General features: G+C 71.0%; 26 protein-coding genes, 1 tRNA gene and 1 pseudogene. 19 read left to right on the plus strand and 9 right to left on the minus strand.

The annotated features are described in order from the left end of the window. Nucleotides 1-45: 45 nt before the first annotated feature. Nucleotides 46-1,020: a C-terminal binding protein gene (locus tag P0592_RS02170; protein ID WP_276272625.1), complete on the plus strand. Its 975-nt coding sequence runs from the start codon at nt 46-48 to the stop codon at nt 1,018-1,020. Between the two features lie 37 nt (nt 1,021-1,057). Here P0592_RS02170 and P0592_RS02175 read toward each other — a convergent pair whose 3' ends face one another. Then, on the minus strand, nt 1,058-1,510 hold the full coding sequence (locus P0592_RS02175; protein ID WP_276272626.1) for a peroxiredoxin: 453 nt from the start codon (nt 1,508-1,510) through the stop codon (nt 1,058-1,060). Nucleotides 1,511-1,624: 114 nt separating this feature from the next. Here P0592_RS02175 and P0592_RS02180 point away from each other — a divergent pair, with 114 nt between their 5' ends. The 7 genes and pseudogenes from P0592_RS02180 (at nt 1,625) to P0592_RS02210 (ending at nt 8,002) form a co-directional block, all read left to right on the plus strand. Continuing rightward, entirely contained in the window at nt 1,625-2,275 is a 651-nt protein-coding gene (locus P0592_RS02180; protein ID WP_276272627.1) for an adenylate kinase, read from the plus strand. A gap of 33 nt (nt 2,276-2,308) precedes the next feature. After that, on the plus strand, nt 2,309-3,199 hold the full coding sequence (locus P0592_RS02185) for a DUF106 domain-containing protein (protein WP_276272628.1): 891 nt from the start codon (nt 2,309-2,311) through the stop codon (nt 3,197-3,199). Nucleotides 3,200-3,230: 31 nt separating this feature from the next. Then, nucleotides 3,231-3,836 (plus strand): annotated as a pseudogene (cmk, locus tag P0592_RS02190) ((d)CMP kinase); the annotation flags it as partial. Nucleotide 3,837: 1 nt separating this feature from the next. Then, nucleotides 3,838-4,728: an RNA-guided pseudouridylation complex pseudouridine synthase subunit Cbf5 gene (locus tag P0592_RS02195; protein WP_276272630.1), complete on the plus strand. Its 891-nt coding sequence runs from the start codon at nt 3,838-3,840 to the stop codon at nt 4,726-4,728. Between the two features lie 31 nt (nt 4,729-4,759). Continuing rightward, entirely contained in the window at nt 4,760-5,857 is a 1,098-nt protein-coding gene (locus P0592_RS02200) for a succinylglutamate desuccinylase/aspartoacylase family protein (RefSeq protein WP_276272631.1), read from the plus strand. Between the two features lie 55 nt (nt 5,858-5,912). Beyond that, a tRNA-Pro gene (locus P0592_RS02205) sits at nt 5,913-5,983 on the plus strand. 333 nt (nt 5,984-6,316) lie between these two features. Further along, the gene (locus tag P0592_RS02210; RefSeq protein ID WP_276272632.1) at nt 6,317-8,002 is read left to right on the plus strand and encodes an ATP-binding protein; all 1,686 of its coding nucleotides are present in this window, start codon (nt 6,317-6,319) and stop codon (nt 8,000-8,002) included. A gap of 213 nt (nt 8,003-8,215) precedes the next feature. Here the strand turns inward: P0592_RS02210 and P0592_RS02215 are convergent, their stop codons facing one another. Both P0592_RS02215 and ilvD read right to left on the minus strand, forming a co-directional pair. Next, nucleotides 8,216-8,458, minus strand: coding sequence for a hypothetical protein (locus P0592_RS02215; RefSeq protein ID WP_276272633.1), 243 nt, complete (start codon nt 8,456-8,458; stop codon nt 8,216-8,218). 261 nt (nt 8,459-8,719) lie between these two features. Further along, nucleotides 8,720-10,447, minus strand: a complete 1,728-nt coding sequence (ilvD, locus tag P0592_RS02220; RefSeq protein ID WP_276272634.1) for a dihydroxy-acid dehydratase — start codon at nt 10,445-10,447, stop codon at nt 8,720-8,722. A 122-nt stretch (nt 10,448-10,569) separates the two neighbouring features. Between ilvD and P0592_RS02225 the strand changes: the two genes are divergently transcribed. From P0592_RS02225 to P0592_RS02250, 6 genes are all read left to right on the plus strand, one after another. Further along, entirely contained in the window at nt 10,570-11,535 is a 966-nt protein-coding gene (locus P0592_RS02225; protein ID WP_276272635.1) for a beta-ribofuranosylaminobenzene 5'-phosphate synthase family protein, read from the plus strand. An 84-nt stretch (nt 11,536-11,619) separates the two neighbouring features. Continuing rightward, on the plus strand, nt 11,620-12,456 hold the full coding sequence (locus P0592_RS02230) for an RAD55 family ATPase (protein WP_276272636.1): 837 nt from the start codon (nt 11,620-11,622) through the stop codon (nt 12,454-12,456). A 99-nt stretch (nt 12,457-12,555) separates the two neighbouring features. Next, nucleotides 12,556-13,467 (plus strand): TFIIB-type zinc ribbon-containing protein, encoded by a 912-nt coding sequence (locus tag P0592_RS02235; protein WP_276272637.1) that lies wholly within the window; start codon nt 12,556-12,558, stop codon nt 13,465-13,467. Further along, nucleotides 13,460-14,065 carry a DUF8135 domain-containing protein gene (locus P0592_RS02240; protein ID WP_276272638.1) on the plus strand — a complete coding sequence of 202 codons (606 nt, stop codon included), beginning with the start codon at nt 13,460-13,462 and terminating at the stop codon, nt 14,063-14,065. The genes P0592_RS02235 and P0592_RS02240 overlap by 8 nt, the downstream gene beginning before the upstream one ends. 79 nt (nt 14,066-14,144) lie before the next feature. Further along, nucleotides 14,145-14,468 carry a transcription factor S gene (locus P0592_RS02245; RefSeq protein WP_276272639.1) on the plus strand — a complete coding sequence of 108 codons (324 nt, stop codon included), beginning with the start codon at nt 14,145-14,147 and terminating at the stop codon, nt 14,466-14,468. A gap of 62 nt (nt 14,469-14,530) precedes the next feature. Continuing rightward, entirely contained in the window at nt 14,531-15,391 is an 861-nt protein-coding gene (locus P0592_RS02250) for a hypothetical protein (RefSeq protein ID WP_276272640.1), read from the plus strand. A 3-nt stretch (nt 15,392-15,394) separates the two neighbouring features. Here P0592_RS02250 and P0592_RS02255 read toward each other — a convergent pair whose 3' ends face one another. Together P0592_RS02255 and P0592_RS02260 are read right to left on the minus strand one after the other, a co-directional pair. Next, complete coding sequence (locus tag P0592_RS02255) at nt 15,395-16,264, minus strand: ZIP family metal transporter (RefSeq protein WP_276272641.1); 870 nt, start codon at nt 16,262-16,264, stop codon at nt 15,395-15,397. Nucleotides 16,265-16,309: 45 nt separating this feature from the next. Further along, on the minus strand, nt 16,310-17,002 hold the full coding sequence (locus P0592_RS02260) for an SDR family NAD(P)-dependent oxidoreductase (RefSeq protein WP_276272642.1): 693 nt from the start codon (nt 17,000-17,002) through the stop codon (nt 16,310-16,312). Here P0592_RS02260 and crtD point away from each other — a divergent pair. From crtD to cruF, 3 genes are read left to right on the plus strand one after another with little or no spacing between them, the layout of a single operon-like run. Beyond that, the gene (gene crtD, locus P0592_RS02265) at nt 16,916-18,649 is read left to right on the plus strand and encodes a carotenoid 3,4-desaturase (RefSeq protein WP_336406666.1); all 1,734 of its coding nucleotides are present in this window, start codon (nt 16,916-16,918) and stop codon (nt 18,647-18,649) included. The two genes, P0592_RS02260 and crtD, sit on opposite strands and share 87 nt — an antisense overlap. Next, nucleotides 18,646-19,524, plus strand: a complete 879-nt coding sequence (locus P0592_RS02270; RefSeq protein ID WP_276272644.1) for a prenyltransferase — start codon at nt 18,646-18,648, stop codon at nt 19,522-19,524. Before crtD ends, P0592_RS02270 begins: the two co-directional genes overlap by 4 nt. Then, entirely contained in the window at nt 19,517-20,383 is an 867-nt protein-coding gene (gene cruF / locus P0592_RS02275) for a bisanhydrobacterioruberin hydratase (protein WP_276272645.1), read from the plus strand. The genes P0592_RS02270 and cruF overlap by 8 nt, the downstream gene beginning before the upstream one ends. A 5-nt stretch (nt 20,384-20,388) precedes the next feature. Here cruF and P0592_RS02280 read toward each other — a convergent pair whose 3' ends face one another. Further along, entirely contained in the window at nt 20,389-21,150 is a 762-nt protein-coding gene (locus P0592_RS02280; RefSeq protein ID WP_276272646.1) for a response regulator, read from the minus strand. Between the two features lie 122 nt (nt 21,151-21,272). On the opposite strand from P0592_RS02280, the gene P0592_RS02285 reads away from it, so the two are divergent. Further along, nucleotides 21,273-22,376, plus strand: a complete 1,104-nt coding sequence (locus P0592_RS02285) for an NADH:flavin oxidoreductase/NADH oxidase (protein ID WP_276272647.1) — start codon at nt 21,273-21,275, stop codon at nt 22,374-22,376. A 27-nt stretch (nt 22,377-22,403) separates the two neighbouring features. Here P0592_RS02285 and P0592_RS02290 read toward each other — a convergent pair whose 3' ends face one another. Then, a complete protein-coding gene (locus P0592_RS02290; protein ID WP_276272648.1) occupies nt 22,404-23,408 on the minus strand; it encodes a DUF368 domain-containing protein in 1,005 nt (334 codons plus the stop codon). An 88-nt stretch (nt 23,409-23,496) separates the two neighbouring features. Between P0592_RS02290 and P0592_RS02295 the strand changes: the two genes are divergently transcribed. After that, nucleotides 23,497-23,871, plus strand: coding sequence for a hypothetical protein (locus P0592_RS02295; RefSeq protein WP_276272649.1), 375 nt, complete (start codon nt 23,497-23,499; stop codon nt 23,869-23,871). Here P0592_RS02295 and P0592_RS02300 read toward each other — a convergent pair. Both P0592_RS02300 and P0592_RS02305 read right to left on the minus strand, forming a co-directional pair. Next, nucleotides 23,862-24,116, minus strand: a complete 255-nt coding sequence (locus P0592_RS02300) for a DUF7127 family protein (protein WP_276272650.1) — start codon at nt 24,114-24,116, stop codon at nt 23,862-23,864. The two genes, P0592_RS02295 and P0592_RS02300, sit on opposite strands and share 10 nt — an antisense overlap. A gap of 114 nt (nt 24,117-24,230) precedes the next feature. Next, on the minus strand, nt 24,231-25,541 hold the full coding sequence (locus P0592_RS02305; protein ID WP_276272651.1) for a phosphoribosylamine--glycine ligase: 1,311 nt from the start codon (nt 25,539-25,541) through the stop codon (nt 24,231-24,233). Between the last annotated feature and the right edge of the window lie 65 nt (nt 25,542-25,606).

The raw sequence follows: 25,606 nt of genomic DNA on the forward strand, positions 1-25,606 counted from the left end.
CGTGTCAGCCCGTAGACTCTTGACGCCGCCTGCCGCGTCCCCGGTATGGAGTACACCGTGGTCCTCTGTGACAACAAGACGGTCGACCCGGCGACCCAGTCCGAGATCCTGGAGTCGGCGGGCGCGAGCATCGAGATCTTAGACGAGAAGACGGAGGCCGCCGTCGCCGAAGCCGTCCGCGGCGCACACGGCCTCGTCGTCGACGCGGCGACGCCGGTGACGGCCGAGGCTCTCGCCGGGACCGACACGCTCCGGGTCGTCGGGCGGGCCGGGATCGGCGTCGACAACATCGACGTCGCTGCGGCCGACGACGAGGGGATCACCGTCGTCAACGTCCCGGACTACTGTCTGGACGAGGTGGCGATCCAGGCGCTCTCGCTCCTGTTGGCCTGCGTGCGGGCGGTCCCGCAGTACGACCGCGAGGTCAAGGCCGGGACCTGGGACTGGGGGACCGGCCAGCCGCTCCGCCGGGTGGCCGGCAGCACCCTCGGGCTCGTCGGCTTCGGCGGTATCGCCCGGCGGCTGGCGTCGAAGCTCCGGACCTTCCACGTCGACGTCATCGCCCACGACCCCAACGTCGACGCCGAGACGATGCGTGACTACGGCGTCGAGCGGGTCGGGTTCGAGGAGCTGCTGGACCGCGTCGACTACTGCTCGGTCCACGCGCCCCTGTTCGCGGCGACCCGACACCTGCTCTCGACCGCGGAGTTCGAGCGGCTCGACGACGACGCCGTCCTCGTCAACACCGCCCGCGGCCCGGTCGTCGACGAGGACGCGCTGCTGGCGGCCCTGGAGACCGGCGAGATCGCGTCGGCGGGGCTGGACGTCCGGGAGTCCGAGCCGCCGGCGGCCGACGACCCCCTGGCCGAGCGGGACGACGTGGTGCTGACGCCCCACGTGGGGTGGTACTCCGAGGAGAGCCGCGCGGACCTCTCGCGGGGCGTCGCCGGCGACGTGGCGGCCGTCCTGCGGGGCGAGGCACCGTCGAACCCGGTCGACCCCGAGACGCCGTGGATCTAGCGGGCGGTGGGAGGTCCACGCCCACCGTCTTCGCCCGCTACCCGCCCCGGACGTGTTCGTTGCGCAGGTCGTGCAGCACCTCCTCGGCGTGGCCCGAGGGGTCCGACAGCTCGGGGTCGTAGACGGCCGTCACCTCCCCGTCGGCCAGGACGAACGTCACCCGGTCGGTGCGTCCCTCGCTGGTGTCGAGGCCGAACGCCTCGGCGACCTCGCCGTCGGGGTCGGCCAGCAGGTCGTACAGCAGCCCCTCCTCCTCGGCGAAGTCGGCGTGGGTGTCGGCGTCGTCCATCGAGACGCCGTAGACGGTGATGCCGCCCTCCTCGAACTGGGGATAGTGGTCCTGGAAGTCCCGGGCCTCGATGGTGCAGCCGCCGGTGAAGTCCTTCGGGTAGAAGTACACCACCGTCGGCTCCGCGAAGTCGGGGCTGACCGTCTCCCCGTGCTGGTTCGGTGCGCTGATCTCGGGTGCCGCGTCGCCTGCGTCGAGCATACCCTCGATTGGGACCACTCACACAACCCCCTTTGGGTGACGGCACGCTGGGTCGCGGGCGACGGTCAGGCGTGTTTGGACAAGGTTTTACCGAGCCCCCCAGAACGGTCGGATATGTCGAATCCGCGCATCCTGATTCTCGGGCCGCCGGGAGCCGGCAAAGGGACCCAGAGCGCCAACCTCGCCGAGGAGTACGACGTCGAACACGTCACCACCGGCGACGCGCTCCGGGCCAACAAGGACATGGACATCTCCGACATGGACACGGAGTACGACACGCCCCGCCAGTACATGGAGGCGGGCGACCTCGTCCCCGACGCCGTCGTCAACGCCATCGTCGCCGAGGCGCTCTCGCAGGCCGACGGGTTCGTGCTGGACGGCTACCCGCGCAACTTAGAGCAGGCCGAGGAGCTCGAAGGGATGACCGACCTCGACGTGATCCTCTCGCTGGAGGTCTCCCGCGAGGAGCTCGTCGACCGCCTGACCGGCCGCCGGGTGTGCGACGACTGCGGCGCGAACTACCACGTCGAGTTCAACCCGCCCGAGACCGAGGGCGTCTGTGACCAGTGCGGCGGCGAGCTCGTCCAGCGCGACGACGACAACGAGGAGTCGGTGCGCAACCGACTGGACGTCTTCGACGAGAACACCGCCCCGGTCATCGACCACTACGAGGACCACGACGGGTTCGTCACTATCGACGGCGAGGGGACCCCCGACGAGGTCTGGGCGGACATCCGGGCCGCCGTCGACGAGCACACAGAATAAAGTTGATACGGCGTCGCCGCTGAGAGGAGTGTAATGGCACGCACCGCGCCGAAGGTGGAACGGCTCGCCGACGACGGCGAAGCGATGACCGACGCGCTCGCGACGGTCCTCTCGGTCGCGGAGGAGAAGGGGACCGTCCAGTGGAGCGACGTCAGCGACGACCTCACCAGCGGCGAGTGGGGCCGGCTCATCGAGTCCGGCCTGCTGGTCGACGCCGACGGCGAGGGGTTCGTCGTGGAGGACCCCGAGGGCGTCCGGGAGGCCCTGGAGGAGTCCGACGCCGCCCCCGAGGACGACGACGAGGACGAGGGGTGGAGCACCTGGGACAAGCTCGCCGGCCTCGGGACCATCGGCCTGTTCGCCGGCTACTCGCTGACCTCCGTCCGGGACGCCATCGGCGGCGTGCTGGACGTCGCGCTCGGGCCGCTGGCCGAGGCGCTCCCGTTCTACGTGATGATCCTCGTCCTGGCGCTGTTCACCGGGATCACCTCCTCGATCCTGCAGGACCAGCTGATGGACATGGACGGGATGGGCGAACACCAGGAGAAGATGCAGGACCTCCAGGAGCGCCGCAAGGAGGCCAAAGAGCGGGGCGACGACGAGGCGCTCGACCGCCTCGAACAGGAGCAGATGGAGCTGATGAGCGACCAGATGGGGATGTTCAAGAAGCAGTTCCGCCCGATGGTCTGGATCATGCTCATCAACATCCCCGTGTTCCTCTGGCTCTACTGGATGGTCTTCGGCACCGGGATGTCGCTGTCGGCCCCCGTCGCCACCTTCCCCATCGTCGGCGAGGTCGAGGCCTGGCAGGCCGGCGTCGCCGGCCCGCTGCAGGCGTGGATCCTCTGGTACTTCCTCTGCTCGCTGTCGTTCACGCAGGTCATCCGGAAGGCGCTGAACGTCGAGACGACGCCGACCGGGTGAGCGCGCCGCGCCACCGACAGTTCGCAACGCCTTTCATCGCCACCGTCGCAGGACGGGTATGTTGATCACCGTCTCCGGCCCCGCCGGGAGCGGCAAGAGCACGCTCGCGAAGAGCCTCGCCGACGCGCTGGACTACGACCACGTCAGCGGCGGGGACATCTTCCGCGAGCTGGCCGAGGAGCGAGGGATGACCCCCCTGGAACTCAACAAGGCCGCCGAGGAGGACGCCCAGATCGACCGGGACCTCGACCGGCGGCTGCGTGACATCGCCAAAGAGCGGGACGACCTCGTCCTCGAATCGCGGCTGGCGGGCTGGATGGCCGGCGAGTACGCCGACGTCAAGCTCTGGCTCACCGCGCCGCTCGACGTCCGGGCCGAACGCATCGCTCAGCGGGAGAACAAGCCCTTCGAGCAGGCCCGCACCGAGACGAAAGAGCGGGGCGACAGCGAGGCCCAGCGGTACAGCGACTACTACGACATCGACTTCGACGACCTCTCCATCTACGACCTCTCGGTCAACACCGCCCGCTGGGACCCGCAGGGCGTGTTGAGCGTGACGCTGCACGCCGTCGACTCCTACCGGCCCGACGGCGACGAGGGGAAGGCACCCATCGAGGACGTCCGCTACGAGTTCTGAGATGCCGCTCCGTGGCCCACCCGACGAGCGCGACGCCGACTCGCTGCTCGCGTTCGGCGTCGTGAACCTCGACAAGCCGCCCGGCCCCTCGGCCCACCAGGTCGCAGCGTGGGTCCGGGACGCCACCGGCCAGGACCGGGTGGCCCACGGCGGGACGCTCGACCCGAAGGTCACCGGCTGTCTCCCCGTCCTGCTGGGCGACGCCGCCCGCGCCGCCCGCGTGTTCGACGACGCCGTCAAGGAGTACGTCGCCGTCCTCGAACTCCACGACCGCGCGCCCGCCGACTTCGAGGCCGTCCTCGCCGAGTTCGAGGGCGACGTCTACCAGAAGCCCCCGCGCAAGAGCGCCGTCAAGCGACAGCTCAGGACCCGCCACATCCACGCGCTGGACGTGCTGGAGCGCGGGGACCGCCGGGCCCTGCTGCGGGTCCGCTGCGAGTCGGGCACCTACGTCCGGAAGCTGTGTCACGACCTCGGACTGGCGCTGGGGACCGGCGCGCACATGGGCGACCTCCGCCGGACCGCGACGGGCACCTTCGACGACGCCGCCCTCGTGACGATGCACGACCTCGTGGACGCGCTGGCGTTCGCCGAGGAGGGCGACGAGGGACCGCTGCGGGAGGCCGTCCGGCCGGCCGAACGGGCGCTGGCTCACCTGCCGCGGGTGACGATCGCCCCCAGCGCCGCCCGCGAGGTGGCCGAGGGCGCGCCGGTGTACGCGCCCGGCGTGCTGTCGACCGCACCGGCCGAGATCGGCGGCGCGACGCCCGAGCCGGGCGGGCTGGTCGCCTGTGACACGCCCGACGGCGCGGCGGTCTGTCTCGGGACGCTGGCCGGCGACCCCGACGCCGACGCCGGCACCGTCGTCGAGCTCGAACGCGTGCTGGTGTGACGTTTTAGTGGCCGGCGCGCCAGGCTCGGGTATGCGTGTCGGAACCGCGACGACCGACCCCGGCGAGACCGCGACCGGCTGGCTCGACGTGACCACGCTCCCCACCGGCGGTCGGGAGCGCCTGCCCGTCCTGCTGGCCGAGGGGACGGGCGACGGCCCCACGCTGTGGGTGACCGCCGGCGTCCACGGCGACGAGCTCACCGGCGTCGCCGCCGCCCAGGACCTGCTGGACGACCGCCTCCCCGACCGGCTGGCCGGCGATCTGGTGGTCGTGCCGACGGTCAACCCCGCCGGCCTGCGCCGGACCAGCAGGGAGTCGTACTACCACGGCGACGACCCCAACAGGTACTTCCCCGACCCGGACGCCGACCAGTACCGGCCGCCCCGCGTCCAGCAGCGCATCGACGAGGCGCTGTTCGACGCCGTCACCGGCGACGAGGACGCACCCGTCACCGACGCCGCCGCGGACGCCCTGCTCGACCTCCACACCGCCCACGTCGGCTCGCTCCCGTTCGTCATCCGCGACCGGACCCTGTACGGCGACCGCCGCGACGAGGCCGCCGCCGAGGCGCTCCGGGACGACCTCGCGGCGCTGGCCGACGCGCTGGGGCTCCCGGTCGTGACGGAGTACACCGACCCCGAGTACACCGGCGAGGGCCTGCACCGCTCGCTGACCGGCGCGGTCACCAACGAGGCCGGCGTCCCCGCGCTGACGGTCGAACTCGGCACCCACAGCGTCGTCGACGAGACCGAACGCGCCCGCGGGGTCGCCGCCGTCTACCGGGCGCTCGTGAATCTGGGCGCGCTCGATACCCTCCCCGGGTGGGTGCCCGACACCGAGCCGATCACTTCGGGCGTCGACTACCGCCTCAGACGGGCGGTCCACCCACACACCGACACCGCCGGCCTGGTCCGCCACCGGGTCGCCGTCGGCGACGTGCTGACCGAGGGCGACCCCGTCGCGGACGTGGTCTCGCCCCACGGCGAGGTCCGCGCGACCGTCGCGACCGACCACGACGGCGTCGTGCTGGGCCGCGGGGAGGGGATGGCCGTCTACGAGAACGACCCGCTGGCCAGCCTGGCGGTCCGCGACGAGGCCCCGCTGGTCGTGCCCCGCGAGGAGTCCTGACACGGCGACGGCGAAACGACACCCTTAATTAAACCACTCTCGTCGTCCGATGTGCGGGACCGTGGGGTAGCGGTATCCTCGGCGCATGGGGTGCGTCGGACCTGAGTTCGAATCTCGGCGGTCCCACTCCAAAATAAAGGATAGCGGCGCTATCTTCCGCTTTTTCGTCGAATCGAGGTGGTCGGCGTGAGCCGTGCGCCCGACCGGTCCACGGCGGGGCGGACAGTCTACGGTGCCCCGTCACTTCCGGGGGTGGAACAGTGCCGGCGACACGGCGCGGAACCGCGTCAAGCAGTGCCGTGGCAACGTCTGTTGATACAATCTAGTTAGGCTAGCCGTTTTTTGTCACATCTATCGACGACTCGATATGAACTCCCCCCTCCGCGAAGTGCCGACGCCGCCCCGGATACCGTCTCGCTCCCTCGGCACAGGCGAGGGCCGCCGTCGCCGACGGTCGGGATGCTAGCGGTCGGTTCCCGGACGCTCCACCTCGCCGTGTTCGCCGGAGCGCTCCTGATCGTCCTGTTCGGCCTCGCGTGGGTCTCCAGGAACCGTGACCGGCGGGCGGCGACCGAGTTCGCCGCCTTCCTCTGTATCGTCGGGCTCTGGGTCGGCACCGCGATCGTGGAGGTGTTCGCGGGGCCGGAGGGGGCGTACTACGCGTCGCTGGCGGGGCAGGGACTGCGGCCCGTCATGTCGGTCGCGTGGTTCTACTTCGCGTTGACCTACGCCGGCTACGAGGACGTCCTCCGATCGACCTGGATGGCGGCGCTCGCGGCGGTCGCGCTCCTCTACTCGCTGGCGTTCAGCGCCGTCCCGCCCCTCGCGACGACGTACGCGTACGACTCGGTCGAGACGGTCTCGACCCCGCTGGTGGCGGTCGCGCTCGAAGGTGAGACCGTCCACTTCCACCTGACCGAGATCATCGGGTACCTGTTCGTCCTCGTGGGGAGCGTCGGCCTCGTTCAGCGGCTGGTGCGAGCCGTGTACGTCGAGCAGTGGCAGACACTCGCGATCGGCGGGAGCGTCGTGGTGGTCGTGCTCCTCGACATCTTCCCCGACCTGATCGTCGGCACCGTTCCCGGGATCGACTACGCCGCCGCCGGCGTCGCGTGTTCGACGCTGCTCTTCATCGTCGCGCTGTACAGGGACGACCTGTCGCGGCACGTCCCGGTCGCACGGATGCACGTCGTCGAGAGCCTGGCTGATCCGGTCGTGGTCCTCAATCCGGATCACGACATCGTCGACTACAACCCCGCCGCCACGGAGATCCTCGCGGTGTCGGAGCCGATCGGGACGAACGCGACCGCGGCGATGCCGTGTGACTGCACACGGGAGCAGATCGAGGCGGCGATAGCGGCCGGCGAGGCGACGATCACACTCCGGGACGGGCCGACGGAGACGGTCTACGACGTGAGCGTGACGCGGGTCACGGACGGCGGCGTCGAGGCCGGCATCGCCTTCGTGTTCAGCGACGTCACGGAGCTCAGACAGCGGACCCGCGACCTCCAGCGCCAGTCCGAGCAACTCGACGAGTTCGCGGGGATCGTGAGTCACGACCTTCGGAACCCGCTGATGGTGGCGCGGGGGAACCTCGAGTTACTGGACGACGACCAGTCGGCTCCGATCGCCGACGCACTGGACCGGATGGACGAGATCATCGAGGACGCACTGGTGCTCGCTCGGGAAGGGCGGGCACTCGGTCGTCGTCAGTGGACGGACTTGCGGCCGGTCGCCGCCGACGCGTGGCGCAGCAGTCGGACTGGGGAGGCGGAGTTGAGAAACGAGATCCCCGAGGAGGTGCGAGTCAGCACCGACCGGAGCCGGCTCGTCACCGTCTTCGAGAACCTCTTCCGGAACAGCATCGACCACGGGCCGGACGACGTCACCGTCTCGGCCGGGACGATAGGCGAGAGCGGGTTCTACGTCGAGGACACCGGTCCCGGCGTCCCGGCGGACGCCGCGGCGGAGATATTCGAGAAGGGGTACACGACCGGCGGAGAGGGGTCGGGGCTCGGGCTGGCGATCGTCCAGTCGATCGTCGACGCCCACGGGTGGGAGATCCGGGTCGTCGACGGCGAAACCGGTGGCGCGCGGTTCGAGATCACGGGCGTGAACCTCCGGGAACCGGCCGACGGCGAGTAGGTAGCGACACAGAGGGGCGTCCCGGCGGTGGGACGGCCGCCGCCGCAGCGAGGTGCTGTCGGGCGGTGGCGACGACTGCGCCCCAACCGCGTCCCGCGGTCCGGAACGCCGCGACCGCCAGGCGGAGCGGTGCGGGTCGACCGCCCACGGGGAGACGTGCGCCTGCGCGTCGACTGCCGCGCGCCGCGGGACCGTCCCCGACCGCCGCGGGCGTCACTCGCGAGTGAGCTGGATGAGCCCCTCCTTCAGCGCGGCCTCGAACCGGTCGTCGAGCGCCATCGACTCCCAGTCCTCGGGGAGCTGCTCGGCCGGTAGCGACTCCAGGGAGTCCACCAGCGAGCGGTGGAGGAAGCGACCGTTCTCGCCGCACTCGTCGCAGGTGCGGATGAGCGAGCGCACCTCGTAGGAACGCTCGACGGTCGCTTGACAGTGCGCACAGACGTACGTCTCTGTCACGGGTAGGTGTAACACCTCCACCTACTCGGATGTTGTGACACCCGCCGGTCGTCCGCCGCGGGGGAGCGAGCGGTCTCCCCACTCCTCCGCGGCTCCCTGTCTCGCGGGCGTGCCGGCTCGACTTTCAGGGGGCGCTGGCGCGGCCTCGCTACCGGTCGCCGTTCCGGTCCGCGGTGCTGGCTCCGAACCGCGCTACTCCTCGCGGGTCACTACGTTCCCCGCTCGGACGGTTGGAGACACCTCACTCCCTTCGGCGTCTCCCTACTCCCACTTCGCGCCCGGGTTCGTCACGGCACCGTTCGCGGCCGAGCCGAAGTCGCGGTGGTACTTCGCCAGCACGCCGTTCGTGTAGTTGGGTTCGGGGTCGTGGTCCGCCAGGCGGCGCTGGATCTCCTCGTCGGAGAGGTCCACCGACAGTTCGTGGTCGTCGATGTCGATGGTGATGGTGTCGCCGTCCTCGACGGCGGCGATGGGGCCGCCGACGAACGCCTCGGGGGCGACGTGACCGATGGAGAACCCCCGCGTCGCGCCGGAGAACCGGCCGTCCGTGAGGAGGGCCACGTCCTCCGAGTGACCCTGCCCGGCGACGGCGCTCGTGACGCCGAGCATCTCCCGCATCCCGGGGCCGCCCCGTGGCCCCTCGTTGCGGATGACGATGGCGTCGCCGCTCTCGACGCGGCCCTCCTGGACGTACTCCATCGCCGCGGACTCCTCCTCGAAGACGCGAATGGGGCCCTCGTGGTGGAGGTGGTCCTCGCCGGTGATCTTGATGACCGCGCCCTCGGGCGCGAGGTTCCCCGAGAGGATGCGGATGGCCCCGCGCTCGTGGATGGGGTCCGCGACCGTGTGCAGGAAGTCGACGTCCAGGTCCTCGATGGCCGGCGGCGCGAGGTCGGCGAGTTCCTCGGCGATGGTGTTGCCGGTGACCGTCAGCGCGTCGCCGTGGAGCAGGTCCGCCTCCAGCAGCGCGTTCAGCACGACCGGGACGCCGCCGACCTCGTGGAGGTCGTTCATCACCTTCTCGCCGCCGGGCTGGAGGTCGGCGATCTTCGGCGTCCGGGCGCTGATCTCGTTGAACGTCTCGATGTCGAGGTCGACGCCGGCCTCCGCCGCCAGCGCCAGCAGGTGGAGGACGGCGTTGGTCGAGCCGCCGACAGCCACCTGGAGGGCGATGGCGTTCTCGAAGCTCTCGACGGAGAGGAAGTCGGAGGGCCGGCGGTCGTTCTCGACGACGTCGAGAACGAGTTCGCCGCTCTCTCGGGCCACGTCGTAGCGGGACTCGTGTTCGGCCGGCGGCGAGGCGCTGCCCAGCGGCGCGAACCCGAGCGCCTCGGAGATGGAGGCCATCGTGTTCGCGGTGAACATCCCGCCACAGGAGCCGGCCCCGGGGCAGGCGTTGCGCTCCATCTCGTCGAGTTCGTCCTCGCTCATCTCGCCGTCGGCGACGGCCCCGACGCCCTCGAAGACGTTCTGGATGGTGATCTCGCGGCCGTCGTGCTGCCCGGGCATGATCGAGCCGCCGTAGCAGAAGACGCTCGGGAGGTCCGTCCGGATGGAGGCCATCATCATCCCCGGCATGTTCTTGTCGCAGCCGCCGATGGTGACGAGCCCGTCCATCCGCTCGCCGAACGAGACCAGTTCGACCGAGTCGGCGATGACCTCCCGGGAGATCAGGGAGGCCTTCATCCCCTCGGTCCCCATCGAGATGGCGTCGGAGATGGTGATGGTGCCGAACTCGATGGGCATCCCGCCGGCGGCGTCGATCCCCTCGTAGGCGGCGTCGGCCACGTCGTCTAAGTGGACGTTACACGGCGTGATGTCGGCGGCGGGGTTGGCGACGCCGACCATCGGCGAGGCGAGGTCCTCGTCGTCGTACCCCATCGCGCGGAACATCGCGCGGTGGGGGGCCTTCTCCACGCCCTCGGTGACTTCGTTCGACCGGAGCTCCGGGTCCTTCTCCGGGCGCTCGCGGCGTTCCTGCTTGCTCATACTCCGAGTGAGGAAACGGGGCATCTTAAGCGCCCTGTACTCGTGGTACCGTCACCCAGGGCTGGCTGGCGAAACCGTCCGGTGGCAGTAGCTTCTTTCCCGGGGGTCGCCAACCCCGGCGTATGGCGACGGTCACGACGGCGGCGCGGCTCCACTTCGGCTTCCAGAACCTCTCGCTGGCCCACGACCGGCTCTACGGCGGCGTCGGGCTCGCGCTCGACGAGCCGCGGTTGGTCCTCGCGGCCGAACCGGCCGAGACGGTGCGGTGTGACGACGACGAGGCCGAGCCGTACGTCCGGCGGGTCGTCGAGGCCCTGGACGTGCCGGGGGCCGAAGTGACGGTCCGCGAGCGGTTCCCGCGCCACGTCGGCCTCGGCAGCGGCACACAGCTGGCGCTGGCGTCGCTGATCGCCGTCGCACGCGCGCACGACCTGACCGCCGACGCCCGGACGGTCGCGCCGCGACTGGGGCGGGGCGGCCGAAGCGGCGTCGGCGTCGCCGCCTTCGAGCGCGGCGGGTTCGTCGTCGACGGCGGCCACCCGACCGAACGGTTCACCGCCGAACCGCCGGCGGAGGGCGACTGGGACGTGCCGCCGGTGGTGTCCCGCCACGACGTGCCCGCGCGCTGGCGGTTCCTCGTGATCGTCCCCGACAGCGACCCCGGGCAGAGCGGCAGCGAGGAAGACAGCAGTATGCGGGCGGCCATCGAGCGGGCCGACCCCGGCATCGGCGACGAGATCGCGGCCCTGCTCACCCGGACGCTCCTACCGGCGATCGCCACCCGCGATCGGGGGACTTTCGGCCGCGCCGCCGCCCGCCTGGGCCGTCTCAACGGCGCGTGGTACGCCGACGAACAGGGTGGGGTCTACCGCCCGCCCGCCGGCGACATCATCGAGTCGCTGACCGGCGCGCCGTCGGTCACGGGTGCCGGGCAGTCCTCGTGGGGACCGACGGTGTGGGGCCTGACCGACGCCGATCGGCAGGGCGACGCCCGGGCCGCCGGCGAGCGCGCGCTCGACGCGGCCGGCGTCGACGGCGACGTGTTGCTCGCTGCCCCCCGCAACACCGGAGCGTCCCTCTCGGAGTGAGCGGCGGTCGGCGACCCGCCCGCGCTGGCCGCCACCGCCGCCGGCGGGACAAGTGTTTAAGCGACCCCGGGCACGAACGCGTGTATGGAGCGCATCCCGTTCGGGATCAAGCAACTCGACAGCATCGTCAACGGCGGTGCGCCGGCGGGGAGCGTCGTGTTGCTGTCGGGCGAGGCCGGAGCCGGCTCGCGGGAGTTCGTCCACACGAGCGCGCTCGTGACCGCGCTGGCCGAGACCGACGAGGAGCTGTTCGATCTCCACTACGGGTCGCCGTCGGACGACGCGCGGCTCCCGGAGTCGGTCCACTACATCTCCTTTACCGGCACCGAGACGCAACTGGCCGACGAGATGCGGCTCGCGATGGACGACGACCTCGTCGACGCCGGGCTGCGGGGAGTGGAGTTCCACGACCTCTCCGAGCGGTACTTCCACGTCAGCCCCGTCCCGCGGGAGTGGTACGCCGAGGAGACGCCCAGCATCAAGGACCTGCGGACGCGCAACGAACGCGAGGACCTGCTGGGGGCGCTGGGGACGAAACTCAACGAGACAGCGGCGGGGAACCTCGTCGTCATCGACTCGCTGTCGGACCTCGTCGCGGCGATGGGCGAGGAGCTCTCGTGGGCCGACATCACCTACCTCGTCTCCGGCCTCCAGAAGGCCGCCCACCGCTGGGGCGGGCTGATCCTCCTGCACCTCAACCACGAGACGCTGACCGACACCCGGCGGGGACAGCTGAGCGAGGCCGCCCACGGGACGATGGAGTTCGCCTGGGAGTCCGGCGGCTCGACCCGCGCCCGGACGCTGGTCGTCAAGCAGTTCCGCGGCGTCCTCTCCCAGATCGAGGAGGAGAACATCGTCCAGTTCGAGACCGAGATCGGCGAGGCCGGGTTCGACATCAGCGACGTGCGGAAGATCCGGTGACCCGGCGAGACATCGCCGCTCCCGCGGGCTCCGTGTCAGTCTCAGCGCCTGAAACCGGCGGGGAACCCTTAACTATCTGTTTCCGATAAAGGACACGTAATGGCCAGTGAGTCGACGGAGGAGGGGGCCGTGACGATCGAGTTGCCGCCGGAACTCGACGAGTGGCTCGACGAACAGGCCGGCGCGCTGGGCGTGTCTCGGGAGGCCGTCGTCCGGCAGCTACTCGCGTCGTACCGGACGACCGCCGAACTCGACGACGACGCGACGGTCGAGGGGTTACTGGACGTGGAGGCGGCCGTCGAGGACGCGATGCAGGACGAACTCGACGCGGCCGTCGCGGCCGCCGTGGCCGACGCGCTCGACGGGCAGGTCGACGCGGCCGTCGAGTCGGCCGTCGGCGACCGTCTCCCCGAGATCACGGCGGCCGTCGAGGACCGGCTCGACGACCGCGTCGAGGCGGAGTTCCAGGAGAAGATCGAGGACGTCCGCGAGCGGATCGTCCAGGTGAAGAAGGAGGCCGACGCCAAGGCTCCGGCCGATCACGACCACCCGGAGTTCGAGGCGGTGGACGAACTCGAGACGGAACTGACCGAACTGAACCGCGAACTCGTCGAGGTCCGCGACCACGTCGAGGAGGAGCTCGCCGACCGCGAGGCCGAGATCGACGACGTGGACGAGCGCGTCGACGGCCTCGCGGCCCGCGTCGACGACGCCGAGGACAAGCTCCAGCGGGTCGCGTGGGTCGTCAGCGACCTGCGGGACGAGGTCGGGGGCCGCGACGCGCACCAGCGCGCGGTCGACCGCATCAAGCGGGCCGCGGCACAGGAGGGCATCTCGACCGCGAACTGCGAGAGCTGCGGGGAGTCGGTGGACGTCAGCCTGCTGACCGACCCGGAGTGTCCCCACTGCGGGTCGACGGTGTCGGACGTCCGCCCCGAGGGCGGGATCTTCCGGACGAAGGCGCGGCTCGTCACCGCCGCACAACTGGAGTCGGGGGCCGACGATGAGTGACGACGAGCCCGGCGACGACCCGTTCGACGAGTTCGACCCGGCGGACGAGCGGGAGGGGGACCCGTTCGACGCCCTGGACGCACCCGGCGAGGAGTCCGACGACGGGCAGCCGGCGACGCGGGACGACCGACCGGGGCCGGCCGACGGCGGCCTGTTCGACGGCGTCGCCGACGACGCCGACGGGACGGTCCCGTTCCCGGACGACGACGCCGCGGAGACGCCCGGCGAGGACCCCGTCCGGGAGGGACCGGTCGACCCCGGCGACCCCTTCTCCGGGATGGAGGACCGCGAGGGCGACCCCTTCGGCGGGGCCGAGAGCCCCTTCGAGCAGGTCGACGTGGGCTCGGTCGACGCCGACGAGGTGTGGGAGTCGCTGGGGGACGACACGGACGACCGGACCGTCGAGTTCGCGGGGAGCCGCTACGCCGAGGTGTCGAAACACCGCTACTGCGAGCAGTGCGAGTACTTCTCCGGGCCGCCCGAGGTCCGCTGTACGCACGACGGCACCGAGATCGTCGAGTTCCTCGACATGGAGACGGTCCGGCTGCTCGACTGCCCGCTCGTCGCCGAGCAGCGGGCGCTCGGCAACGACGAGTGACGGCCTCCCGGGCGTGAACGGCTCGCCCCTCGAAGACCGAGAGGTAACGCCTTTGGGCGACGACCCACCAGGTCCGGGTATGCAGTTCTGCGACGACTGCGGTTCGATGATGCACGCGGACGGCGACGAGATGGTCTGTGGGAGCTGCGGGGCTCGGGTCGCCAAGGACGAGGACCGCGCCGCCGCGTTCGTCAGCACCGACGAGCAGAGCGACGACGACGTCATCGAGACGGAGGCCGACGCCAACTTCGAGGGGAAACCGACGGCCGACGACGTGACCTGCGAGGAGTGTGGCCACGGGAAGGCCTGGTACACGATCAAGCAGACCGGCGCGGCCGACGAACCGCCGACGCGCTTCTTCAAGTGCCAGGAGTGTGGCTACCGCTGGCGGGAGTACAACTGATGGCTCAAACGCCGGTCGGACCGTCCTGAAGGCACTTATCCCGACGCCCGGAACGCGCGGGTATGGATCGCCGCCGCTTCCTCGCCCTCTCGGCCTCGCTCGCCGCCGGGGCGGGCTGTTCACGCGTCGAGGCACCGCCCGACGACACGGTCACGCCCGTTCCGAGTCCGGACCCGACGGCCACGGGTACGGGGGGTGCCGGCACCGTCGAGTCCGCGACCGTCCAGCCGGGCTACGTCGGGCCGACCACGCCGGACTCGATCGGCGTGTTCGACGACGCCGGCCAGTACCTCCTGGTGTGGCTGCGTGCCGAGGGCGGCGCACCGCCGAGAGACGAGGTCGTCTTCGAGTTCGACGGCGAGAGCTACTGGCCGACGGCACCCCCGCAAGGGCTCTACCGCGACGACGACTGGGCGGTCCGCTACGGCGAGGCCGGCGGCCCGCTGCTGTTCGGGCTGCCCGGGACCGGCGACGCGGGCGGGACGCGGCTGACGTGGCCCGGCGGGGAGTGGGTCCCCGGCGAGACGGTCCGGGAACGGCTCGCCACGCCGCCGGCGACGGTCGGCGTCGCGCTGGACGGGCCGACCGTCGTCGACGAGGACGACGACCCGACCGTCGCGGTCACCGTGACCAACGAGAGCGAACGGACCGGGCGCTACGTCCTCGCGCTCAACCGCACCGGCCCGCGGATCGCGTACACCCCGGTCGCCCGACTCTCGGGGGTGCTCGACCCCGTCGGGACCGCGACCCACGAGTTCGACGCGCCCAGTCCCTACGAGGCCGAGCCGCCGCGGGAGACGACCTATCGGCTCGACGCGCCGGGCGAGGCCGAGGACGCCAGTCTGACCGTCCGCCCCGCCGCCTCGGCGACGCCCACGGGGCCGGTCACGGAGCGGTCGCCGACCGGGACCGACAGCCGGTAGCGGTCACGCGACGGCGATCCACGCGAGCACGACCAGCGCCGCGCCGGCGACGGTCGACCCGACCGCGTGGGTCCGCAGTTCGTCCAGCAGGTCGTGGGAGTGTTCCTCCAGCGAGCAGACCTCGTCGATCTCGCTGCCGGCCTCGCAGTTCGGCAGGAAGTCCATCGCGACGTGGAGGAAGATGCCGGCGGCGAAGCCGAAGACGACCGCGTTGGTGAGCGGCGTCTGTGGCACCGACAGCGTCGCGGCGGGGATGGCCGTGAGTCCGACCCCGGCCGCGGGCAACAGGAGCGCGGTCGCCGAGTTGTCGTTCCGGCGGAGCCGTCTGGCGGCGGCGTAGCCCGCCGGTCCCTTGTGGGAGACGATCGCCAGTCCCAGCAGGTAGCCCAGCGACGGCATCGAGGCGTAGACGACGCCGATGATGGCACCCGCCGAGAGCGCGTGTGCCGTGATCGCCGCCGTCGTCGTGTCGAAGGAGGTGTCGAGGTGGGTCAGCCGGTGGCCGACGGTGTGGGTGCCGTAGCCGGCGACCAGCCCGGCCGCGACGCCGATACCGCCGATGCGTGCGGTGCCGGCCGCCGTCCCCAGTCCCATCGCCTGCGGGACGAGGAACATCGCGGCCGAGGTGACCATCGCGCCGCTGGCGAGGCCGTACCCCCAGACGAGCCGGTGAGGGCTCGTCCGGGTCGCCCGCGCGCCCAGCCACGCCCCGGTGGCCATCGCGGCGAAGGCCACCCAGGAGATGACCAGCACCTTCTGGACCCCCGTCGCGACGGCCGCGGCCGACAGCGCGACCAGCCCGACCACCCCCGCGAGGCCGAGCAGAGATGTCCGGCCACCGTTATTAAAACTAACTACGTCGTTAATAGCCATTACCGTGTACCACAGTACTGTTAGTAATAAGTCCGTCGGTCGGCCTCATCGGGTGGCCCGCCGGTAGTCTCCCCAGTCCAGGACCGCGCCGTCGAGGTCCGCGGCCGGGGCGTCGGTCAGTGCCCACACAACCATCCCGGCGACGTCGGCGGGGTCGCGGCCGCCCTCCCCCGAGAGGTCGGTCGCCACCTTCCCGGGGTCGACCGCGCCGACGGTCGCGTCGACGTCGGCGGCGAAGCCACGGACGACGGCCTCGGCGGCGGCCTTCGAGACGGCGTAGGAGCCGTAGCCGGGCATCCCCTGGCGGGCGACGGCCCCCGTGGGGACGACCACCCGAGCGCCGTCGGCGAGGTGGGGGACGGCCTCGCGGACGGTGGCGAACACGCCCCGGGCGTTCGTCCGCAGGTGGTCGTCGAAGGCCGCGTAGCTCTCCTCGTCCAGCGGCGTCCCGCCGGCGTCGCCGTGGTAGACGCCGGCGTTGGCGACGACGGCGTCGATCCGCCCGTCGACGCGGGCCGCCCGCTCGGCGAGTCGCTCCACGTCGAACTCGTCGCGGACGTCGGCCCTGACGGCCGTCGCCGCGCCGCCGTCGGCCTCGATCCCGTCGACTACCTCCCCCAGCGCCTCCCCGTCGCGAGCACAGCAGACGGGGTGGCCGCCCGCGCTCGCCACCGCCCGTGCGACGCCCTCGCCGATGCCTCGGCTGGCCCCGGTCACGACAACTGTCGCGTCGTCCATACCCCAATTACCGGTGCCAGCCACATCCCGGTTTGCATCGGGACGGGCGACGCCGCTCGCCTCCCCTGCCCCGGTTTGCCACACCCACCCTGTTTGGCCACGGCTTTATCATCGCGCCGGCCCGAGAGACGCCTAATGAGTGACGTGTCCGGTGAAGACGTGGTCGTCGTCGGCGGCGGGTTCGGCGGGCTCTCGGCCGCCTGTTTCCTCGCCGACGCCGGTGCCGACGTCCGGCTGCTGGAGAAGAACGACCAGCTCGGGGGCCGTGCCTCCCGGCTGGCGGCCGAGGGGTTCACCTTCGACATGGGGCCGTCGTGGTACCTGATGCCCGACGTGTTCGAGCGGTTCTTCGCCCACTTCGATCGCGAGCCCGGGGACTACTACGAACTGGAGCGGCTCGACCCCCACTACCGGATCTTCTTCAAGGACGGCGACCGGCTGGACGTGACCGGCGACGTCGACGCGATGGCCGAGCAGTTCGAGGCCTACGAACCCGGCGCGGCCGAGGCCTTCGAGGACTACCTCGCGACCAGCGAGCGCCACTACGAGACCGCGATGGAGAAGTTCGTCTACGAGGACCGCTCGCGCCTGCGCGACTGGGTCGACCTCGACGTGATGACCGCCGCGCCGATCGGCCTGCAGCTGCTCGGATCGATGCAGGGCCACGTCGAGGACTACTTCGAGCACCCGAAGCTCCAGCAGATCATGCAGTACACGCTGGTGTTCCTGGGCGGCTCCCCGAAGAACACGCCGGCGCTGTACAACATGATGAGCCACGTCGACTTCAACCTCGGCGTCTACTACCCGCGGCCGCTGGACGACGACGAGGCCACCGGCGGCCTCGGTACGGTCGTCGACGCCGTCGTCGAGCTGGGCGGGGAACTCGGCGTCACATACGAGACCGGCAGCGAGGTGAGCGAGATCACGCGCCGGAAGCGGGGCTTCCTCGTCGAGACCGTCGACGGCGACGGCTACCACCCCGACGAGGTGGTCGTCAACGCCGACTACGCCCACGCCGAGCGCGAGCTGCTGCCCGACCACGAGCGCCAGTACGACGACGGCTACTGGGACGACCGGACCTACGCCCCCTCCGCGTTCCTGCTGTACCTCGGTGTCGAGGGCGACGTGGACCCGCTGGCCCACCACACGCTCGTGCTCCCGACCGACTGGGACCCCCACTTCGACGCCGTCTTCGAGGACCCCGACTGGCCCGACGAACCGGCCTACTACCTCTGTGTGCCAAGCGAGACCGACGACAACGTCGCCCCGGAGGGCCACTCGAACCTGTTCGTCTTGGTGCCCGTCGCGCCGGGCCTGCACGACGGGGAGTCGGTCCGCGAGGCGTACCGCGAGAAGATCCTGGCCGACGTGGCCGACAACACCGGCGTCGACCTGCGGGACCGCATCGTCTTCGAGGAGCAGTTCGCCGTCTCGGACTTCGGCGAGCGGTACAACGCCACCGAAGGCACGGCACTGGGACTGGCCCACACGCTCCGGCAGACCGCGCTCCTGCGCCCGAACAACCGCTCGTCGGCCGTCGACGGCCTCTACTTCACCGGCTCGTTCACGACGCCGGGCATCGGCGTCCCGATGTGTCTCATCAGCGGCGAACACACCGCCCAGCGACTGATCCGCGACAACGCATGAGCACCGTCACGGACCGCCTTCGGGAGGTCGCCCCCTCCGAGGAGACGCGTCCGGGCTACCTGTTCTGGCTCTCGCGGCCGCGGTTCTGGCTGTACCAGGGCGGCCCCGTCGTCGTCGGCGTCACCTACGCGGCCGACGCCGTCGGCGAGCTGTTCTCGCCGCTTGCGGTCGCGCTGTTCCTCTACTTCACCGTCCCGGCGAACGTCTTCCTCTACGGCGTCAACGACGTCTTCGACCGCGACGTCGACGAGCACAACCCCAAGAAAGACGAGGGCCGGGAGGTCAGCTACCGCGGCGACTCGGTCGTGTTCTGGACCATCGTCGGGACCGGGCTGCTGGCGCTCGCGTTCGTCCCGTTCCTCGCGCCGCTGGGCCTGCTGGCGCTTGGCGCGTGGGCGTTCCTCGCCGTCGAGTACTCGGCCCCGCCGCTGCGGTTCAAGACGACGCCGTTCCTCGACTCGATCTCGAACGGGCTGTACATCCTGCCGGGGGCGGTCGCCTACACGGCCATCGAAGGCGTCGCGCCGCCGATCGCGGCCGTCGTCGGCGCGTGGCTCTGGACGATGGGGATGCACACCTTCTCCGCCATCCCGGACATCGAACCCGACCGCGAGGCCGGCATCCGGACGACCGCGACGGTGATGGGACCGAACACCTACTACTACTGTGTCATCTGCTGGCTGCTGGCCGCGTTCGCCTTCGCGATCGTCCACTGGGTGTTCGGCCTCGTCCTGCTCGTCTACCCGGCGCTCGTGTTCGGCATCCTCGGGATCGGGGTCGACATCGACGAGGCCTACTGGTGGTACCCCGCCATCAACACCCTCGTCGGAATGGTGTTCACGCTGCTGGGCCTGTGGGTGATGCTGTATGGCTGAGGCGCTGGGCTGGCCGGTCCCCGAGGACCGAGCGGAGGCCGTCGCGCGCTTCGACGCCGCCGTCCGCGAGCACCGCTTCACCATCTCGGTCGTCTTCCCCGTCGTCGGCGCGACGATGCTGCTGGCGAGCGCCGAACTCCCGGTGCCGCCGTGGCTGGCGTTCAACCCCGCGCTCGTCCTGTTCGGGACGCTCGTGATGCGGCTGCCCCTCGTCGCGGGGGTCGCTCCCCTGTTGGACCGCCGGGCGACCGCCGCCCTGCTGGCGCTGACGGCCTACTCCTACGCCATCGAGTACGTCGGCGTCACGACGGGGTGGCCCTACGGCGCGTTCACCTACGGCGTCGACCTCGGCCCGATGATACTCGGCGAGGTGCCGCTGGGGCTGCCCGTGTTCTTCTTCCCGCTCGTGCTGAACGCCTACCTGCTGGTCCTGTTGCTGCTGGGCGAGCGGGCCGACGCGACGCCGCTCAGGCTGCTGGCGACGCTGGCGACCGTGCTGTTGATCGACCTCGTGCTCGACCCGGGCGCGGTCGGCCTGGGGTTCTGGACCTACGAGGTCGAGCAGTTCTACGGCGTCCCGTGGTCGAACTACCGGGGCTGGCTCCTGTCGGGGACCGTCGCCGTCGTCCTGTTCGACCTGGGCTTCGACCGCGCGGGGCTGCGCCGCCGGCTCGCGGAGTGTGAGTTCATGCTCGACGACCTGGTGAGCTTCGTGCTCCTCTGGGGCACCGTCAACGCCGTCTACGCGAACTGGCTCCCCGTCGCGCTTGCGGGCCTGCTCGGGGCGGGGTTGCTGTGGACCGACCGCTTCGACTTCGACCTCTCGGAGACGCGGCTGGGGAGCGTCGTGTTGCGGTAGCGCGACTACCGGTACACCATCGCCTGCGCGACCCGCTCGCCGCGGTAGTGACCCGGCGCTGTCGCCACCTTCGCCCGCTTGATCTCCCCGTCGAGCGCTCGCACGCGGAACTCCCGTTCGGGCAGCGACGTCGCCTCCCGCATCAGCCGCTCGAAGCGGTCACCGGCCCGGGCCCTGTCGTCGGGGTGGAGGAACGACTCCATCGTCCGACCCACCACGTCGGCCTCCGCGTCGGCGTTGAGGAACTCGACGGCCCGGTCGTTCGCGTACAGCGCCCGCCGGTCCTCGTCGAAGAGGACGATGGGGATCGGGGCCGTGTCGACGAGGTTGTGGTAGCGGTCCTCGGTCCGCGAGACGGCTGTCTCGGCGCGGCTGGTCCGGACGGTGTTGCGGATCCGGTTGGCCAGGATCGCGTACTGTTCCGTCCCGCCGTCCTTCTGGAGGTACTCGGTGACGCCGGCGGAGATGGCCCGACTCGCGATCTCCTCGGAGCCCCGGCCGGTGAACAGGATGAACGGGAGGTCGGGGTAGTCGTCCCGCACCACTTCGAGGAACTCCAGGCCGTCACGGTCGGGCATGTCGTAGTCGCTGACGATGCAGTCCACCTCCGTCTCCCCCAGGGCGTTCAGCGCCTCAGTCACGCGGGCGGTCGTCTGTACGGAGAAGGCGTCGTCCTCGCGTTCGAGGAACTCCGCGACCATCTCGGCGAACCCTGGTTCGTCGTCGACGTGCAGGACCGTCACCTCGTCGACCGTGAGACTGACCATGAGTAGACGTGACAGGGTCACGTTCCGTCTACGCCGGCATAAATCCGGGTACTCCGCACGGGGTCCCGGCAACGCCGCCGTTCGCCCGTGCGGTTATCCGGCTCGGCCGCCAACCGCCGGCGATGACAGCGCTGTTCTCGCCGCTGGAACTGCGGGAGACGACGATCCCGAACCGCGTGACGGTGTCGCCGATGTGCCAGTACTCCTGCGAGGACCGGGACGGCCTCGCCACCGACTGGCACCGAACCCACCTCGGCTCCCGGGCCGTCGGCGGGGCCGGCCTCGTCCTCGCGGAGGCCACCGCCGTCGAGCCGCGGGGCCGCATCTCCCCGGAGGACCTGGGGATCTGGAGCGACGACCACGCCGCCGCCCTGGAGCCCATCACCGAGCAGATCAGCCGCCAGGGCGGCGTCCCCGGCATCCAGCTGGCCCACGCCGGCCGGAAGGCGTCGACGAGGCGACCGTGGGAGGGCCACGGGCCGCTCGGTCCCGAGGAGGGCGGCTGGGACGTCGTCGGCCCCTCCGGCGAGCCCTGGCCGTGCGACGACGGCGAGGCCCCCCGGACCGAGCGGCTCGACCAGGACGGTATCGAGGCCGTGATAGACTCGTTCCGCGCGGCCGCCGAGCGCGCCCTCGACGCCGGCTTCGAGGTCGCGGAGGTCCACGCCGCCCACGGCTACCTGCTGCACGAGTTCCTGTCGCCGGTGACGAACCGCCGCGAGGACGACTACGGCGGCGGCTTCGCCGGCCGGACGCGGCTCGTCCGCGAGGTGACGGCGGCGGTCCGCGAGGTCTGGCCCGACGGCAAGCCGGTGTTCGTGCGCATCTCCGCGACGGACTGGCTGCCCGACCGCGAGTCCTGGACGGTCGCGGACTCGGTCCGGCTCGCCGACCGCCTCCACGAGGCCGGCGCGGACCTGATCGACGTCAGCGGCGGCGGCGTCCACCCGGACTCCCGGCCCGACTACGCCGGCCCGAACTACCAGCTGCGGTACGCCGAGCGGCTCCGCGAGGAGACGGAGTCGGACGTCGCCGTGGGGGCCGTCGGCGGGATCACCACGCCCGAGCAGGCCGAGGCGATCGTCGCCAACGACCGTGCGGACCTCGCCATCGTGGGCCGGGAGCACCTCCGGGACCCGTACTTCGCCATCCACGCGGCGGCGGCGCTGGACGCAACCGACGAGATCGAGACGCCGCCGCAGTACCGCCGCGGGTTCGGCTTCTGAACGGGGCGGAGCGGCCAGGCCGTCGGCTCACACCGTGTCGAGGTCGAGATCGACGGCCACGTAGTCCAGGATCAGCAGGGCGACCGCGCCGACGACGGCCGCACCGGCGAACGCCAGTGCCACCTCCGTCGAGAGGCCGACCTCGGTCCGGACCTCGTTGACCGGTGCGCGCAGCGCGCCGACGACGAGGCCGATGAGGAACGCCATCGTCGCCTGGCGGTTCCAGTCCAGCGCCCGTCGGACCGCCCGCGAGATGGTGAACAGCCCGACCACGCCGCCGAGGACGAACGTGACGACGACGGTGCCGTACTCGACGACGGCGGCGAGCGGCCCGCCCGTCGCCAGTCCCACGAGCGACTCGAGGAACAGGCTGAGTGCGTCCGACATTCGGGTATACTGCCCGAGGATGACCAGCAGCAGCGACCCGGAGATCCCCGGGAGGATCATCGCGCTGACGGCGATGGCTCCGGCGACGAACACCAGCGGGAGGCCGCCGCTCTCCAAGAACTCGACCGGCCCCGACAGCAGGAAGGCGATCACGACGCCCGCGACACCGGCGGCGGCCTGCCCGCCGGTCCGGACGGCGAGTTCGCGCAGGAGGATGACCGCCGACGCGGCGATCAGCCCGAAGAAGAAGCCGAAGAGCAGCGTCGGGTAGCGCTCGCTGGCGACGTGGACGATCCGGGTGACGACGACGATCGCGGTGAGGACGCCGGACAGCAGCGCCAGCCCGAACCAGCCGTCGACGGCCTCCCAGACGGACAGCGCCCGGCGGACCGAGACGCCGTCGCCGGTCGGGACCAGCGCGTCGAGCAGCGACAGGGCCCGCTCGGGCGTGACGGCCGTCACCATCGCGATGAGCCGGCCGTAGATGCCGGCGATGAGGGCGATGGTGCCGCCGGAGACGCCGGGGACGGCGTCGGCACTCCCCATACAGATACCGATCGCGAAGGTCCGGAGCCACTCGCGCACCGGCGGAACGGAGCCGCGAAGGGTCGGCAGCTCCTCGGCCGTCTCGGGAGCGCTCGTCATTACCGGACGGTCCGGCCAACGCGCGGATAGCTCTTGTGGATGGCCGGGACCGGAACCACGATGTCCCGGGCGGTCGTACCGGTCGGACATGGTGTCGCTGGAGCTGGACCGGCCGGACGCCGTCGTGTTCGCCGGGGTCGTCCTCGCCGTGCTCTCGTCGTTTCTCGCCTGGCGGGTGGCGGCAGACACCCCGGGCGGGGCGGCGGCCGTCGGCTACGAGGGGGTCGGGTTCCTGACCGTCGTCGCCGCGCTGGCCGTGTTCGCCACCGCCGCGGTGCTGCGCCACGAGCGGACCAGCGCCCTCGTCGCCGTCGCCGGCGGCGCGGTCGTCGTCGGCGTCGCGGGCGTCGAGTACGTCCGACTGGGCGCGGCGGTCCGACCCGGGATCGGCCTCTCGCTCGCGGTCGTCGCCGGTCTCGTCCTCGCCGCCGGCGGCGTCCTGGGCGTCCGTCGCTACGACTGAGCGTCGCCGGCCTCGACGACGAGGACGCCGTTGTTGAGTCGCGCGTGCCCGCCCGCCTCGGGGAGCGACACGTCGAACTCCGTCCGGCCGCCGGGTGCGTCGACGGCGACGATCGCGGTGTCGCCGACCAGGTCGACGGTGACCGCCTCGTCCGCACCCGGACCGAGATCGACCGCGACGGTCCAGCCGTCGTCGTGATCGAACCGCGAGACGTCGAGGTCGTCGGCGTCGGTGTGAGCGTGCATCTGACACCGGGAGTTGGGGTTCGACGGGCATATGGAGCCGTTCGGCGTGCGCCGAGTCGGTCGGTTCCCGGCCACGGCGGCCCCGCGCTCGCCCACCGATCGATCGGCGACGGCCTACGACTGCGGCCCGAGGTAGCCCCAGGCCTGTAACCGATCGCCGTCGCCGTCGATCCACCGCTCCCCGATGTCGTCGCGGTAGTAGAGGTTCGGGACGATGACGTCGTCCACGCGCTCGTAGGCCTGCTCTCGGGCGTTCTGCATCGTCTCGCCCTTGCCGGTCACGACGAGGGGCATCCCGCTCTCGCCGGCGACCCGCCACTGGCCGTCGACCTGCTTCGTGTCCTCCAGGTGGACGCCCTCGCGGCTCTCGCCGTCGAAGACGATCGCGGCGTTCCGGGAGTTCTCGTCGTAGGTCTTCGCGTCGTCGAACGGGAACGGCGGCAGGACGATGCGGACACCGACCTGGTAGCCGTTGTGGACCACCAACTCTGGATCGTTCCCGCGTGCGAGGTCGGAGAAGAACTGCCCGGTCGCGGATTCGAACGACTCCTCCTGCAGTGCGATCGTCGGGTAGCCGAAGCGAGGCGTGAACTCCAGCGGGTAGATGCCGGTCTCGTTGACGATGCAGTTGAGGTCGATGCTCCCGACGTAGCCCTCCTCGGCGAGCCAGCCCTCGAGTTTGCCGAGGGTCTCCGCGAACAGCTCGTTTCGCCCGCCCCAGAACATCGAGGTGCCCATCTCGCCCGTCGACGGGCCGATGTTGCCCGGGAACAGTTTCTTGTGCTCGAAGTTGAAGTTGACTCGGTCGACGAACCGCTGGCCGTCGAAGAACCCGCAGACGGCGACCTCGACCCCCTCGACCTTCCGCTGGAGCTGGAAGCCTTTCATCCGGTGGCCCCACGCCTTCTCGTAGGCGCGGAGGACGTCGACGACATCGCTGCCGTCGTCCTCGTTCCCGACGTAGAGCAGTCGCTTGACGTTCTGGACCTCCCCGAGCGGCTTGATGACGTACGGCGCGGGGTTCTCCCGGACGTGCCGAACGCCGGCGTCGAAGTCCTCGAAGACGTGGTGTTCGACGGTGTTGACGCCGTGCTCTTCGAGGACCGCCATCGCGTAGCCGCGGTCCGCTTCGAGCCGGTCGGTGTTCGGCGTGCCGCCGACGACTGCTTTCCCCCGCTCGCGGAGTTCCTGTGCGAGCGCGCCGGTGCCGACGTCCGAGCCGATCCAGATGTCGTCGAAGATCACGACGTCGGCCCACTCGACCTCCCCCTCCCAGTCGTCGGTCTTCGGGACGAACCCGTCGCCGATCTCCCCGTCCGATTCGGCCTCGACGTAGTACTTCACGCCGTGGCCCTCTCGGTGGATCTGCCACGCGAGATCCGCGATCAACGCGGCGTCGAGCGAACAGAAGAGGAAGTTTGCCATACGGACAGTCCGCGGGCGGACGGCGTAAGCGTTCGCCCGCGGACCGACGTGACCCGCCGAGCGCT

This window comes from Haloarcula litorea, assembly GCF_029338195.1.
Lineage (GTDB): Archaea > Halobacteriota > Halobacteria > Halobacteriales > Haloarculaceae > Haloarcula > Haloarcula litorea.

What these genes read in the sequence shown, in the direction of transcription:
- P0592_RS02200 (WP_276272631.1), top strand. Translation starts at nt 4,760, where the DNA reads ATGCGTGTCGGAACCGCGACGACCGACCCCGGCGAGACCGCGACCGGC.
- P0592_RS02195 (WP_276272630.1), top strand. Translation starts at nt 3,838, where the DNA reads ATGCCGCTCCGTGGCCCACCCGACGAGCGCGACGCCGACTCGCTGCTC.
- P0592_RS02305 (WP_276272651.1), bottom strand. Translation starts at nt 25,541, where the DNA reads ATGGCAAACTTCCTCTTCTGTTCGCTCGACGCCGCGTTGATCGCGGAT.
- P0592_RS02270 (WP_276272644.1), top strand. Translation starts at nt 18,646, where the DNA reads ATGAGCACCGTCACGGACCGCCTTCGGGAGGTCGCCCCCTCCGAGGAG.
- P0592_RS02290 (WP_276272648.1), bottom strand. Translation starts at nt 23,408, where the DNA reads ATGACGAGCGCTCCCGAGACGGCCGAGGAGCTGCCGACCCTTCGCGGC.
- P0592_RS02255 (WP_276272641.1), bottom strand. Translation starts at nt 16,264, where the DNA reads ATGGCTATTAACGACGTAGTTAGTTTTAATAACGGTGGCCGGACATCT.
- P0592_RS02285 (WP_276272647.1), top strand. Translation starts at nt 21,273, where the DNA reads ATGACAGCGCTGTTCTCGCCGCTGGAACTGCGGGAGACGACGATCCCG.
- P0592_RS02245 (WP_276272639.1), top strand. Translation starts at nt 14,145, where the DNA reads ATGCAGTTCTGCGACGACTGCGGTTCGATGATGCACGCGGACGGCGAC.
- P0592_RS02225 (WP_276272635.1), top strand. Translation starts at nt 10,570, where the DNA reads ATGGCGACGGTCACGACGGCGGCGCGGCTCCACTTCGGCTTCCAGAAC.
- P0592_RS02185 (WP_276272628.1), top strand. Translation starts at nt 2,309, where the DNA reads ATGGCACGCACCGCGCCGAAGGTGGAACGGCTCGCCGACGACGGCGAA.
- P0592_RS02210 (WP_276272632.1), top strand. Translation starts at nt 6,317, where the DNA reads ATGCTAGCGGTCGGTTCCCGGACGCTCCACCTCGCCGTGTTCGCCGGA.
- P0592_RS02180 (WP_276272627.1), top strand. Translation starts at nt 1,625, where the DNA reads ATGTCGAATCCGCGCATCCTGATTCTCGGGCCGCCGGGAGCCGGCAAA.
- cruF (WP_276272645.1), top strand. Translation starts at nt 19,517, where the DNA reads ATGGCTGAGGCGCTGGGCTGGCCGGTCCCCGAGGACCGAGCGGAGGCC.
- P0592_RS02170 (WP_276272625.1), top strand. Translation starts at nt 46, where the DNA reads ATGGAGTACACCGTGGTCCTCTGTGACAACAAGACGGTCGACCCGGCG.
- P0592_RS02280 (WP_276272646.1), bottom strand. Translation starts at nt 21,150, where the DNA reads ATGGTCAGTCTCACGGTCGACGAGGTGACGGTCCTGCACGTCGACGAC.
- P0592_RS02295 (WP_276272649.1), top strand. Translation starts at nt 23,497, where the DNA reads ATGGTGTCGCTGGAGCTGGACCGGCCGGACGCCGTCGTGTTCGCCGGG.
- P0592_RS02260 (WP_276272642.1), bottom strand. Translation starts at nt 17,002, where the DNA reads ATGGACGACGCGACAGTTGTCGTGACCGGGGCCAGCCGAGGCATCGGC.
- P0592_RS02240 (WP_276272638.1), top strand. Translation starts at nt 13,460, where the DNA reads ATGAGTGACGACGAGCCCGGCGACGACCCGTTCGACGAGTTCGACCCG.
- P0592_RS02230 (WP_276272636.1), top strand. Translation starts at nt 11,620, where the DNA reads ATGGAGCGCATCCCGTTCGGGATCAAGCAACTCGACAGCATCGTCAAC.
- P0592_RS02250 (WP_276272640.1), top strand. Translation starts at nt 14,531, where the DNA reads ATGGATCGCCGCCGCTTCCTCGCCCTCTCGGCCTCGCTCGCCGCCGGG.
- P0592_RS02175 (WP_276272626.1), bottom strand. Translation starts at nt 1,510, where the DNA reads ATGCTCGACGCAGGCGACGCGGCACCCGAGATCAGCGCACCGAACCAG.
- P0592_RS02300 (WP_276272650.1), bottom strand. Translation starts at nt 24,116, where the DNA reads ATGCACGCTCACACCGACGCCGACGACCTCGACGTCTCGCGGTTCGAT.
- P0592_RS02235 (WP_276272637.1), top strand. Translation starts at nt 12,556, where the DNA reads ATGGCCAGTGAGTCGACGGAGGAGGGGGCCGTGACGATCGAGTTGCCG.
- ilvD (WP_276272634.1), bottom strand. Translation starts at nt 10,447, where the DNA reads ATGAGCAAGCAGGAACGCCGCGAGCGCCCGGAGAAGGACCCGGAGCTC.